Here is a 13,242-nt window from a genome sequence, read left to right on the forward strand (position 1 = left end):
TACCCTAAAGGTAATTATTTACGATGTTCCTTTGTATTGAAATATGCAGCCTCTGATGATAAATCAAGGAAGGGATGTGCCGCCTGTAACGCCCCGGTTTTTTGAGCATACCGGGCCAGGAACTGCTGGTGCTGCGGTGTTGCCGGATTAAAGGGCCGGTGTGCAGCAGCCTGGCGCAGTTCCTGTACCGCGTGCAACAATGCCAGTTCCGCCGGCGCCAGTGCATATTTACAAAATTGCTCCCACACATATTGCACAGCCATCTCGTTGGGATGCACCAGGTCTTCCTTATAAAACCGGTAGTCACGCAGGTCATCTATCACTAGTTCGTAGGCCGGGAAATAATGCAGGCGCTCAAACTTATGGACCATGTGATGCACGGCCTGCAATAAAATGGCTTTGCTCAAATTATTTTCCACCACCCCATCGCGCACATGCCGCACCGGGCTTACGGTAAAGAGTATACGCACCTGGCGGTTACGGAAAAATAACCGGTGCATAACGTTATCCAGGGAGGTGATGATCTCTTCAACGCTGAGCAGTTTTTTATTGAAGGTATGGGCCGGCGCTTTGTGGCAATTGGCCACTAGCCGCCCGCTTTCCCTGAGCTGGTAGCCGAAAGCCGTACCCAAGGTAATGATTAGCCAGTCGGCATTCTCTATGCGATGAATGGCAGCCTGCTGGGCAACGTTGATCTTATCCAGGGCAGCTTCGGGTGTGGCAGCCGAAAAACGGCTATGGTGGGCCCAGCTATGCCAGAGATCATCTTGCTGAAAAAGATCATCTGCCGTATAAACTTTACCATCCAGGTAACTTTGCAGTGCCTGGGTAATGCTGAGCGGATTGTATAAAATGCCGTGAGGATTTTGAAGGACCTGGAACTTGTGCTGCTGCAGTAAATCGCCTATTTCTTCTGCAAAGCAGGAGCCAAGCAGCAAAAATCTGTCGCTGTAGCGGAGGGAGGGCGAAAGCGGCGCAACCGGAAAGGTAAGACGGAAGTTCATGATGCGTGTGTAGTAAGTAGTAGCAAGGAAGGGTGCATGCCGTGCAGTGGCTTATGGAACAAATATCTTTTCCGCCAGGCGGTAGGCCTTTTCCCACGCCACTTTATCCAGTGCGGGTTTGGCTCGTTGCCTGGCCAGGAAATCGAGCAGGTTTTCGGTAGCAATATTACCGACCAGTTCATCCTTAGCCATCGGGCATCCACCTATGCCTTTGATGGCGCTATCGAAGCGGCGGCAACCCTGGTCCCAGGCGGCGCGCACCTTTTCTTCCCACTGGTGGGGTGCGGCATGAAAGTGCGCGCCAAATTCTACGGCAGGATAGGCCGGCACCAGGGCTTTGTACAGGTAGCTAATCGTGGGCGGGTCTGCCAGGCCTACAGTATCGGCCAGGGAAATAATGGGAATTTCCAGCGCGGCCAGCTCGCTCACCCATTGCAGCACGATATCAGTATTGTAAGGATCACCATATGGATTACCAAAACCCATAGAAATATAAATGACCAGTTGCTTGTTATTTTTTATGCACAACTCCTGGATGGTCTGCACTTCTTCCATCGATGCGGCGATGGTTTTATTGGCATTGCGCAGTTGAAAAGTTTCGGAGATAGAAAAAGGGAAACCCAGGTAACGGATAGCATCATGCATCACGGCTTCTTCGGCGCCCCGCAAATTGGCCACGATGGCCAGCAGTTTACTGCGGCCAGGCAACTGTGTAAGGCCGGCCAGTACCGCCTGCGTATCGGCCATCTGCGGGATGGCTTTGGGCGATACGAAACTGCCGAAGTCGAGGGTATCAAAACCTACCTGCAACAGTGCGTCTAGGTAGGCAATTTTTTCTACCGTGGCAATGTGCCGGTGCCAGCCTTGCATAGCGTCGCGGGGACATTCGATAAGTTTCATGGGAAGAAATTGAAGTTAGGGCGCAATGGCCATCCGTTGTTTCAATGCTTCATATAAAATAATGCCGGCGGCCACCGAAACATTCAACGATTCGAACTGCCGGCTCATGGGAATGCAGAATAATTTGTCGGTGGCTTTGCGCAGGGCCGGGTAAATGCCTTTGTCTTCCGAACCCATGATAATGGCCGTAGGGATAGTCCAATCCAGGTTATACAGTGGTTCGGTGGCCTCCATTTCGCTGCCCATTACGGTAATGCCGTTGAGGTGCAGGGTATCGATGGCTTTCAGCAGGCTGTTAACGCGGCAGATGGAAATTTTTTCCAGTGCGCCGGCAGAAGATTTCATGGCTTCTTCGTTGAGGGCGGCTATGCCTTTGTCGGGAATAATAATGGCCTGGGCACCGCAGCACACCGCGCTGCGGGCAATGGCGCCAATGTTGCGTACATCTGTAATGCCATCAAGCAGGAGGAATAAGGGCACCTGCCCACCGTCTACCACCTGGGAAATCACATCCTGAAGGTCCAGGTAATTGATCTCGGTGGTGAGGGCAATAACGCCCTGGTGATTAGCGGCCGTAAAACTATTGAGCTTTTCTGCCGGCACCTGGTTGATGGGTATCTGCTGGGCTTCGGCCAGCGCGCGGATCTGTGGGATAATATCACCGGAAGCGCCGCGCAACATAAATATGCGCTCTAGCGGCTTGCCAGCCTGCAAGGCTTCTATCAATGGCTGACGGCCAATGATAAGGGCAGATTGTTTGGGTTTGGGCGTACTGTACCGGGAACCGCCGGTTTTGCGGGGTCCGCCCGCCGGTTTGCGAAATCCTTCACCATCTGGTCTGCGGTCGCCGCCTTCTCTTCGCGCGCCGGAATTGTATTTACGATCGTTCATTGCTGCAAAGAACGGAAAAAAAGGCGTGCCAGGCGTTTTTTGCATGCCAGGTGTGTGAGTATAGCATTGCCGTTCCGGTATACAACCGGTAAGCCTTCCCCTACTTTCTATCCAGCAGCCATAATTTCATCTTCAGCACCGCCGCCACCGTTATCGCATCGGTAATTTCTTCCTTCACTACCTTATCATACACCACGTCAAAAGGCAGTTTTTGCACGTGCAGTTGCTCTGTTTCTTCCGGCGACGCTTCGTGCTGGCTCAGATCTTGGGCCAGGAAAATGTAACAGTCTTCGTCACTTACGGAATTCGACAAATGCATGTGCAGCAGATGGGTCCAGGAAGCGGCTACCAGGCCGGTTTCTTCCAGCAGTTCCCGCTTTGCAGATGCCAGCGGGTCGGTGCCCACCGGGCCGCCGCCTTCGGGGATTTCCCAACTATATTGGCGCAGTGGGAAGCGGTATTGCCCTACCAAAAAAATATGATCAGCCGCATCGAGGGCCACAATGCCGATAGCCACATTTTTAAAATGAACCACCCCATAAATGCCGGGATTGCCTGCAGGGTTCAGCACCTGGTGTTCGGTAACCCGTATCCAGTTATTGTCGTACGCTATTTTTTCGGAAAGCAATGTCCAAGGATTCTCATGATTTTCCATGGCGTCAAAAATAAGCAAGTGCCGGGAAACATAGGTGTGCGTATTTCAAATGGCGGAAAAGAGAGCAGTAGTTCCCGGCTGCACTTACTTAAAGGTTTAAATAGTAATAGTAACAATGCCCATCGCGCCGGTAGCCGGTGCGCTCATAAAGGGCCTGGGCACCAGTGTTCACCATATCTGTCTGCAACATCACCCAGCCGGCACCCGAGGCACGGGCCATGGCGTGGGCCGCGGCCAGCAGCAGGCTGCCGCCACCCTTACCACGATGCGGTTCCAGCAGGAAAAGATCATTGAGCAGCCAGGCCTTGCGCATGCGGATAGAGGAAAAAATGGGATACAGTTGGGTAAAGCCAATGAAATGCCCATTATCTTCCGCCAGCAATATCACGCTGTCTTTCGCTTGCAGCCGCTCCCTTACAAAGGCGGTGGCCCCTTCGAGGTCGGGTATCTGGTGGTACCAGGCACGGTAGGCATCGAACAAACCGGCTACAACATCAAGGTGTGCCAGTTCTGCGGTAACAATGTTCATGTAGTTTGTTTTTACAAAAACCAGCTGCCCGTTACTGTAAATACAGCCTGGGCAGCTGGTCTATCTTAATCTAAATCGTAACGGTTTATCCATACCTGCTCCAGGTTATGATGCAGGTGATCCAGGTGATCGGTAGCCAGTATACTACAAATTTACCAGTGTGCAGAACGACTTTAGTAGTCCATTCAAGTATATGCTGATAATCCCATTTTAAGCGCGTTCGTAACTTTTAGCTTTGCTGAAAGAGCGGTTCACCAGGTACACCCCGCCTATCGTTACCAGCCCACACACGCCCATCAGCCAGGTGAATGTTTCATCCAAAATGACCCATCCCAGCAGCACCGCCACAATAGGATTAATGTAAGCATATACAGCAGCCAGGGAAGGCGGCAAGTTATTCAGCGCAAACACATAGGCAGAATAAGTCAATACCGACCCAATAAAAATAAGGTATAGTAAGCTTTCCCACAGATCGATGGTGAGCCCGTTGTGAGGCCGGTATATGCCGGTACACACGCAGGTAATTACCATCACCACACCACCAAGTAGCATTTGCAGGCCTGCGCCGTAGAGGTAATTTATGGGCAAGGCCCATTTGGCAGTAAGCACAGAACCAAGCGCCCAGCATAAACAGGAGATAAACGACAGGAAGATTCCGAAGCGGAAATCCGGGTTCAATAACTGTGGCAGGTAGTTGAAGAATATCCCTACCACGCCCATCAACCCTGCCACCAGGCCAATGATCAGCATGGGGGCCAGGCGCACACGCTTCACCAGCAGCAAACTGAATAGGGTCACCCACATCGGCACCGTAGCAGCCATGATGGCCCCCAGCCCACTGGGAATGTAAGCCAGGCTCCAGGTAAGCATCCCGTTACTACCAAACAACATTAGCAATCCAATGATAAAGATACGACCCAACAATCCTTTGTTCGGCAGCTTTTCCCCGCGCAACAGGAAGTAACCAGTGAGCAACGCCCCTGCAATCGCCATCCGTACGCCCGACAGCATGATGCCATGCAGGTGCCTTACCCAGATATGCGCTGCTAAAAAAGTAGTTCCCCATAAAATACTGACCAGCCCTAAAGCAAGGTAGGCGGGAGTTTTGGATGTCTGTTGCATACAATGGAAATAACAGTTGATATGAAAAGATTATCCGGGAGCCATACATCTTCCGGCTACAGGTGGCACCTACTGTTCGCAACACAAGGCGCATGTATCCTTATTTTATATTTTCTACCGCGTGCAAACACACCGTATAAAATACCCCGTACATTTTTATCACTTCACAAATGTGATACAATTCATGGAGTAAAAACAGATACAGATATTTTAATTTCAACCAGATCAGATGTGCGTTATAACAATAAATTTAGATATGCGTTCAGTGCGCTGCATTATAAGGAAGGAGTCCATCATCTCCCCCAGTATACCATTTTATGCAGCAGATGCGCAGGCTGCAATTTCGCAGGGATACTTATCCTGATCCACCTTTTGCTTACTTTTTATACTAAAAACAGATTCAATTTTATTAGATTTATACCAGATCAGAATCATGTGTTATGATAAAGACCGCCGAACATTTGTATTTACAGGTTGCTGATAAAATAGAGCAGTTGATAGAAAAAGAGGTCCTCAAAATAGGCGACAAGCTGCCCTCCGTGCGCATCCTCAGCAAAGAGCAGGGTATTAGTATGAGTACCGCCTTCCAGGCGTATTACTACCTGGAATCCAAAGGACTGATCGCTCCCCGGCCCAAGTCGGGTTATTACGTGCAGTTCAATAGTCGCCGCCTACCCCAGATACCCAAGGCTTGCGTGCCGGTAAAAAAAGCTTCGGATGTAAGCGTGGGGGATATGATGTATGAAGTCTTTGGCGATGTAAAGGCCAGCGACATCCTGCGCTTTTCCATCGCCGTACCGGCGGAGGAGCTTCTGCCCGGCGCCCGCCTGAATAAATCCCTGACCCACGCCATGCGCACCATGCCCGGTCATGGCATACAGTATGAAAGCGTTCAGGGTAACGAACTGCTGCGCCGCCAGATAGCGCGCATGAGCATGCACTGGGGCGGCGCTATCAGTGAAGACGATGTAGTAACGACCAACGGTTGTATGGAGGCGCTGAAACTCTGCCTGGGCGCCACTACCCAGCCCGGCGATACTATTGCACTGGAAAGCCCCTCCTATTGTGGCGCACTGCAACTGGCCCAACTTATGGGACTCAAAGTATTGGAAATACCTACAAACCCGGTCACCGGAATAGACCTGGACTACCTGGAAAAAGCCATTCCCCGCTTCCGTATTAAGGCCTGCATGTTCGTCACTAATTTCAACAACCCCCTCGGCTCCTGCATGCCCGACCGCCACAAAAAACAATTGGTAGACATCCTCGAAAAATACGAGGTACCCCTCATCGAAGACGACATCTATGGGGATATGTATTTTGGAAAAGAAAGGCCACAGTTGTGCAAGACCTTCGATAAAACGGGCAATGTGCTGCTCTGCAATTCCATCTCCAAATCGCTGGCCCCCGGCTATCGCGCCGGATGGTGTATACCCGGCAAGTACAAGGAAAAGGTGTTACGCTTAAAGCAAATCCAATCCATTGCCTGCACCTCCCTCACCCACGCTGCTATCGGTCATTTCCTGGAAAACGGGCGGTATGAACACCACCTGCGTACCATGCGCAAAAAGCTGCATACCCAATGCCTGCGCTACCTGCAGGCCATTGCAGACTACTTCCCGGAAGATACCTGCGTAACGCGGCCCCAGGGCGGTTTTGTGGTGTGGGTGGAGCTGGATAAGCGCATCAATACCTATGATTTATTCCAGCAGGCCATGCGCAAAAAAATAAGCTTTGCGCCAGGCCGCATCTTTACACTGCAAGACCGCTACCATAATTGCCTGCGCATCAGCTACGGCACCCCCTGGAGCAAGCAGATAGATGATGCCTTCCGTACGCTGGGGAAACTAATCAGGAATAGCATGAAGTAGGATGTATTTTCCGTATATTTAAAACCACAACAAAAACATACCCGCGTGAAAGCAATCCTCAACACGTTACTATTTGGTGGCGCGCTGGCCGTATGCAGTTGCCACCAGACCGGCGGCAGCAGCAACGATGCCACAGTGCCAGATAGTGCAGCCATCAAAGAGATTAATACGGATGGTTTCATTCAACAACTGAATGTGATCGCCTCCGACTCTTTCCAAGGCCGCAAGCCCTTTACCCCCGGTGAAGACCTCACCATTCATTATCTCGAATCGCAATTCAAAGCACTGGGCCTGAAACCAGGCAACGGCAACAGCTACTTTCAGGAAGTTCCTATGGTAGAAATAAATACCACCCCCGAAGGTCCCCTGGTGATCAAAGGTGCCAAAGGTTCCCTGTCGCTGGAATACCTGAAAGACTTTGTAGCCTCTACACGGCGTATAGTGGATACCGTTAGTGCCAAAAATTCTGAGATCGTTTTTGCCGGCTTCGGCATCGTAGCACCGGAATACCATTGGAACGATTATGAAGGACTGGATGTAAAAGGAAAAACAGTGATGGTACTGGTTAACGATCCCGGATTTACCGACAGCACCTTGTTCAAAGGCCACACCATGACCTATTATGGACGCTGGACCTACAAATATGAAGAAGCTGCCCGACAGGGCGCTACCGGCATTATCATTGTACATGAAACTGCGCCCGCCAGCTATCCCTGGCAAGTGGTGCGCGGTGGCTGGAGCGGTGCCCGCCTGGAGCTGCAGGCCGATGACAACTATGCTTCGCGCGCTGCCCTGGAAGGTTGGGTAACTATAGACGCCGCCAAAAAGATCTTCGCCCTGGCCCATGCAGGCGACAGCCTGATGGAAAAAGCCCACCACCCCGGCTTTAAGCCCGTAGACCTGCACCTCACCACCAGCTTCGTATTACACAACACATTGAAAAAATCGATCTCGCATAACGTAGTGGCCGTGCTGCCCGGTGAAACTAAACCCGATGAAGCCGTGATCTACTCCGCACACTGGGATCATTTCGGCATTGGGGAGCCAAGAGAAAGTCCGCTGAAACCCGGTGTAAAAGATTCCATTTACAACGGTGCGCTAGATAACGGCAGCGGCGTGGCAGCCATGGTATTACTGGCCAAAGCCTTTACGACCGCGCAACATAAACCCGCCCGCTCTGTAGTGATCCTCTGTGTAACCGGCGAAGAACAAGGCCTGTTAGGCTCTGAATATTATGCCACCCATCCCCTATTCCCCGTCAATAAAACCGTGGCAGACCTGAACGTGGATGAAATGAATAATTATGGCCGCACCAAAGACGTGGTGATGATCGGCTATGGCCAGAGCGACATGGATGATTATGCCCAGGCCGCCGCTACCAAACAAGGCCGCACCGTAGTGCCAGACCCCAAGCCATTTACCGGCTCTTTTTTCCGTTCCGATCACTTCAATTTTGCTAAGGCTGGTATTCCCGCCCTGTACTTCGAAGGCGGCCCTACTTCCCTAGAGCATGGCGCTGGTTACGGCGTGAGAATGAAGGAAGAATTTGACGCTACCCGCTATCATTCTCCTTTTGATGAACTGGATGTGAAGACCTGGAATTTCGATGGCATGGTGGAAGACACCCGCCTACTATTCGATATTGGTTTCCGCCTGGCCAATGATAACTCCTGGCCCAAATGGAAAACCGGATCAGAATTCAAAGAAAACCGCGATAAGAACGCTCCTAAAGAATAAAAATAATGTATCCCAAAAACAGCAGGCCGTTTCTGTGTCAGAAACGGCCTGCTTGCGTGCAGTTGTTTTTTACAGCAACGCGTACGGGTCCGTTTTGTTGCGATCATCCATATGTACCCGCTCTAATATGCGGGTGGCAATGGCATTCACTATTTTAGGAGGTACGCCCGTAGTAACCGGCAGCAACGTACCATCCCTACCACCCAGGAAGCGGATCACCTTATCTTCTTCCAACTGTGCATTATAGATCATGCCATCCGGCAGGGCTTGCGGCGTAACCACCACCAGGTATCCTTTTCCTTCCAGGTCGAAATCTAAGGTGAATGTATCCATAACCTACTTTTTATGCTGTGCTGCAAAATGCAGGCCTTTTTGATATAAGATATATGCAGGAATAAATGAAAGGCATTTGTGAGAACGCGTAAATGCCTTGAAAGCATTGCCGTATCTTTAACATTGTAAAAAGCATTTTTATGCAAACGGATGTGTTGATTATCGGAGCTGGTGCCACAGGATTGGCCACCGCTTACGAACTGGTAAAAGCAGGGAAAAAAGTAACCGTACTGGAAGCGCGCCCCCGCATAGGTGGCCGTATCCACACGGTAAAAACAGATAATGGGCATATGGAACTGGGCGCAGAATTTATACACGGCGACCTACCCATTACCCTAGGCCTGTTGCAGGAAGCTGGTCTGCGGTACACCCAGTCTGGTGGTAAATTATTCACCGTAAAAAACGGCCAGCTTACCGCCGGCGGTGATTTTATCGTAGAGTGGGACCTGCTCGAAGAAAAGATGCAGGCACTCACCGGGGATATGACGCTTGATGCATTCCTGCAAACCTATTTTCCCGGCGATGCATACGCCCAACTGCGCTTTTCTGTGTACCGCTACGCCAGCGGATACGATACTGCCGATCCCTCTACCGCCAGCACCTTTGCCTTGCGCGATGAATGGATGAAGGAAAGCGAACATCAATATCGCATAACCACCGGCTACGGCCCGCTGCTGGACTATCTCGCCGAAAAAATAAAAGCAGCCGGTAGCGAAATCCTGCTAAACTGCCCGGTACAAACATTACAGTGGAAGGCCGGACAGGCGCAGGCCCTCTGCCATAACGATCAGTCTTATACGGCTCCAAAGGCCGTGGTAACATTGCCCTTAGCCATGCTACAGCAAAACAACCCGGATGAGACATTCCACTTCTCCCCTGCCCTGCCAGAAAAAACTGCCGCCGCCCAACAAATGGGCATGGGCGCCATTGTAAAAATAGTACTGCAATTCAAGGAAGCATTCTGGCAAAACACCCCCTACCGTTCTATGGGCTTTATCCTGTCTGACGAAGCCTTTCCCACCTGGTGGACGCAATACCCGGAAGAATGGCCGGTACTCACCGGCTGGCTGGGTGGCCTGCCCGCCAAAGCTTACCGCGACGCGCAGGGCGAACATTTACTGCAACTGGCCATGCAATCGCTATCCAATATTTTTACCCTTCCCCTGGATACGCTGTATGATTGGCTGGAAGATGCCCAGGTCATGAACTGGACGGCTATGCCATACACCCAGGGATCGTATGCGTATGCTACTATTCATACCCATACTGCCCTCCCCATTTTGATGGAACCTGTACAGCAGACTTTGTATTTTGCCGGCGAGGCCCTGTATGAAGGGCCCGCTATGGGTACAGTGGAAGCCGCTTTTTCCAGCGGTATCCGGGCAGCAAAGCAATTACTTACCTCCACAGGCACCTAACCCAATACCGGTATGTGGTACACATTTTGGGGCGCAGGTTGCTAAATGCGCAGTATATGAAACATCCCATCACGGTTAAGTTGGAAGACCAGATCCTCAATACAATCACACCCACCCCAATGCAAGGGTGATGTAAAAACGGCCAATGTATTGTAAGTTATAATCTATACATCATGGAGCAACCTCAAAAAGAAAATACAATTATCGTGGCGGTAGATGATCAAAACTACCACTTCCACGTGCGCGTACACCATCATGACGGCATCACGGATTACGTGGTTACCCCAGGTAACGACACAGATGCCATCCGTGCCCTGATACCCCATGCGGTGAAACTTACCTACGGCCACGGCGAAGTGGGGTACGATAACCGTATCCAGTCGGAAGCTGCGCTGGCGCTTCAATACGATATCTGGCGCGCCATCAAAGAACAATTGATGGAAGACAACCATCCGCATTTGTAGTAACCCTTGTATTACATCATAAAAAAATCCAACGAACGTCCTGTCATTCGTTGGATTTTTTATGGGAAATAGTGTGGTTACAAAATCTTAGCAATGGCATCAGCATAAGCGCTGCCAATACCAATCATTTCCGCGCCAATGTACACGGCGTTGCGGTCTATTTTATCCACCTTGTTATTAGCTACGATAAAGGAGCGGTGAATGCGGGTAAACTGCGCCGCAGGCAGCAGTGTGAGCGCTTCCTGCATGGTAACGCGGGACAGTAGTTTTTTGTCTTTCAATACAAAGGTTACATAATTGCCAGCGCTTTCCAGGTAAAGGATTTCATCCAGCAGGATCTTGTATTGTTCGTACCCGCTTTTCACAAAAATATAGGAGATATCGGCGTTGGGTGCAGGGCTGCGTTGCTTTAACTGGGCCAGGTTTTCGGTCTTATTGCAGGCTTTGAGGAAACGGGCAAAGGAAAAGGGTTTCAGCAGGTAATCTACTGCATCCAGCTCAAAACTTTGCACTGCATGCTCGGAATAGGCCGTGGTGAAAACCACCATGGGCGGCTCCGGCAGGCTGATTAAAAAATCCAGTCCCGAAATATCGGGCATTTTAATATCGAGAAAAAGCAAGTCGATCTTTTCCCGTTGCAGGTGTTCCATAGCTTCAAATGCGTTGGTATAATAACCGCGTATGTCCAGGAAAGGCACTTTGGCGGCGTGAGCGCGGATCACCGCCAGCGCTACCGGTTCATCATCAATGGCAATGGCAGTTAATTGCATAGTTCTAATTTACAATTTTTCAGGGTTCACGGTTATGGTCAGGTGTACAAAAAACTCCGTGGCCGTTTGCCGGATGCTTAACTCATGATGCCCGGGATATAATAAAGCCAGCCGGTGTTTAACATTGTTGAGCCCAATGCCAAACCCTTCCTTTTCCGTATCGTTTTCCGGCCGGCTGTGAATGCTGTTGAACACATCAAAAAACACCTTGCCATTATCACAATACAAACTCACCGATATACGCGACCTGGAACGCAGGCTGATGCCGTGTTTGAAAGCATTCTCCACGAAAGGAATGAGCAGCATGGGGGCAATATCCATATTGCAATGCAGCTCGTTCATATTTACATCCACCTGTATATCGGGCGATGATTGGGTACGTAGGCGTTGCAGGGAGATATAATTATGCAGGTAGGCTACTTCTTTGGTGAGGGCTATTTTTTCCTGGGAATTTTCGTGCAGCATAAACCGCATCATATCACCCAGGCGTTGTATGCCTTCACTGGTATGCGTGGCATTTTCCTGCAGGGCGGTGCCATACAAAGTATTGAGGGCATTGAACAAAAAGTGAGGATTAATCTGGGAGCGTAGGAAATCCAGGTTGGCGGCAGACTTGCCCAGCGCCACTTCCAGGTCGCCCACAAGATCTTTGCGCTGCTTGCGGAGCTGGTACAGGCGCCAGGAAAGCGGCAGCAATACTACAAACTGCAACAACAATGTTACAAAACCCAGCGCTACTAACACCCCTCCCCAGCTATGTTGCATATGACCCAATGAGGCGATGATCACCATGGTAAGAATGGCCGCCGGCAGGGAATATAACAAGGTAGTTAACACAAAGGTGCCGCGGTCTTTTTTGCCCTGGTATTCAGGAAAGCCCTTATGCATCCATAGAAAATAACAGCCGGCCAGGTAAGGCCCGTAACATACAATATACCCCGCCAAATGCGAGCCCCGGCTAAGGGCAAATACCAGCAGCACCACCCATATAATGGCCATGGGAATGCCTTCAGAAATTATCTGGCGGAAAATCATGTTGGTCGATAACTGCGGGTACACGTAAGAGAGGTACAGCTCCCGTATGCTGTAATAGATGGCATAAAGCACCGCATACAGCAGGGTATTGTTAAACGCCATCTTCGCAAAATACATGTGCGCCCCTTTTACGGTTTTATACACGCCAAACAGGTAACCGTAATAATAAGAATCGGCTATCATGAGCATGAAAAACACAAAAACCGCCAACGGTGCCAGGCAAAGTAGTCCCAGTACCCATTTACGCCGTTCAAAATACTTCGGCACAATGAAGAAGTTCAGGAGTAAGAAAGCCCCGTAGGTCACTAAAATATGCAACACCACTGGTATGAGATAGTGAATGTAATAGTCGAACACCTGGTGGTACAATTCAAATTTGTAACCCAGGGTATGTTGCTCTTCAAATACATTATTGAACACCGAGTTGGATAAACAGGTAAGCAGGGAAAACAAGAATATTGCGGTGGCGGTGCCAAATTCCAGTTTCTGAAAGGATTTCATGAGTGGCGTTTG

13 protein-coding genes are annotated in these 13,242 nt (G+C 50.3%); 4 read left to right on the forward strand and 9 right to left on the reverse strand.

Features of this window, described 5'->3' with window-relative positions; genetic code table 11:
* Positions 1-14 precede the first annotated feature (14 nt).
* From GA0116948_RS00620 to GA0116948_RS00645, 6 genes are all read right to left on the reverse strand, one after another.
* Positions 15-1,004: a GSCFA domain-containing protein gene (locus GA0116948_RS00620; RefSeq protein ID WP_240619100.1), complete on the reverse strand. Its 990-nt coding sequence runs from the start codon at positions 1,002-1,004 to the stop codon at positions 15-17.
* Between the two features lie 51 nt (positions 1,005-1,055).
* Positions 1,056-1,904, reverse strand: coding sequence for a hydroxymethylglutaryl-CoA lyase (locus GA0116948_RS00625; RefSeq protein ID WP_089707951.1), 849 nt, complete (start codon positions 1,902-1,904; stop codon positions 1,056-1,058).
* A 15-nt stretch (positions 1,905-1,919) separates the two neighbouring features.
* The gene (gene rlmB / locus GA0116948_RS00630) at positions 1,920-2,840 is read right to left on the reverse strand and encodes a 23S rRNA (guanosine(2251)-2'-O)-methyltransferase RlmB (RefSeq protein WP_240619101.1); all 921 of its coding nucleotides are present in this window, start codon (positions 2,838-2,840) and stop codon (positions 1,920-1,922) included.
* A gap of 55 nt (positions 2,841-2,895) precedes the next feature.
* Entirely contained in the window at positions 2,896-3,450 is a 555-nt protein-coding gene (locus tag GA0116948_RS00635; protein ID WP_089707953.1) for an NUDIX domain-containing protein, read from the reverse strand.
* Between the two features lie 88 nt (positions 3,451-3,538).
* A complete protein-coding gene (locus GA0116948_RS00640) occupies positions 3,539-3,979 on the reverse strand; it encodes a GNAT family N-acetyltransferase (protein ID WP_089707955.1) in 441 nt (146 codons plus the stop codon).
* 210 nt (positions 3,980-4,189) lie between these two features.
* A complete protein-coding gene (locus tag GA0116948_RS00645; protein WP_089707957.1) occupies positions 4,190-5,101 on the reverse strand; it encodes an EamA family transporter in 912 nt (303 codons plus the stop codon).
* Between the two features lie 440 nt (positions 5,102-5,541).
* Between GA0116948_RS00645 and GA0116948_RS00650 the strand changes: the two genes are divergently transcribed.
* Entirely contained in the window at positions 5,542-6,972 is a 1,431-nt protein-coding gene (locus GA0116948_RS00650; RefSeq protein WP_089707959.1) for an aminotransferase-like domain-containing protein, read from the forward strand.
* 45 nt (positions 6,973-7,017) lie between these two features.
* Positions 7,018-8,709: a M28 family metallopeptidase gene (locus GA0116948_RS00655; RefSeq protein ID WP_240619102.1), complete on the forward strand. Its 1,692-nt coding sequence runs from the start codon at positions 7,018-7,020 to the stop codon at positions 8,707-8,709.
* 69 nt (positions 8,710-8,778) lie between these two features.
* On the opposite strand, the gene GA0116948_RS00660 is transcribed toward GA0116948_RS00655, so the two are convergent.
* Positions 8,779-9,042 (reverse strand): hypothetical protein, encoded by a 264-nt coding sequence (locus GA0116948_RS00660; RefSeq protein WP_089707961.1) that lies wholly within the window; start codon positions 9,040-9,042, stop codon positions 8,779-8,781.
* Between the two features lie 140 nt (positions 9,043-9,182).
* Between GA0116948_RS00660 and GA0116948_RS00665 the strand changes: the two genes are divergently transcribed.
* Together GA0116948_RS00665 and GA0116948_RS00670 are read left to right on the forward strand one after the other, a co-directional pair.
* Positions 9,183-10,460 (forward strand): flavin monoamine oxidase family protein, encoded by a 1,278-nt coding sequence (locus GA0116948_RS00665; RefSeq protein WP_089707963.1) that lies wholly within the window; start codon positions 9,183-9,185, stop codon positions 10,458-10,460.
* A gap of 173 nt (positions 10,461-10,633) precedes the next feature.
* The gene (locus GA0116948_RS00670; protein ID WP_089707965.1) at positions 10,634-10,924 is read left to right on the forward strand and encodes a hypothetical protein; all 291 of its coding nucleotides are present in this window, start codon (positions 10,634-10,636) and stop codon (positions 10,922-10,924) included.
* 77 nt (positions 10,925-11,001) lie between these two features.
* On the opposite strand, the gene GA0116948_RS00675 is transcribed toward GA0116948_RS00670, so the two are convergent.
* Both GA0116948_RS00675 and GA0116948_RS00680 read right to left on the reverse strand, forming a co-directional pair.
* Positions 11,002-11,694, reverse strand: coding sequence for a LytR/AlgR family response regulator transcription factor (locus GA0116948_RS00675; protein WP_089707967.1), 693 nt, complete (start codon positions 11,692-11,694; stop codon positions 11,002-11,004).
* Positions 11,695-11,703: 9 nt separating this feature from the next.
* Positions 11,704-13,230, reverse strand: coding sequence for a sensor histidine kinase (locus GA0116948_RS00680; RefSeq protein ID WP_089707970.1), 1,527 nt, complete (start codon positions 13,228-13,230; stop codon positions 11,704-11,706).
* Between the last annotated feature and the right edge of the window lie 12 nt (positions 13,231-13,242).

This window comes from Chitinophaga costaii, assembly GCF_900094705.1.
Lineage (GTDB): Bacteria > Bacteroidota > Bacteroidia > Chitinophagales > Chitinophagaceae > Chitinophaga > Chitinophaga costaii.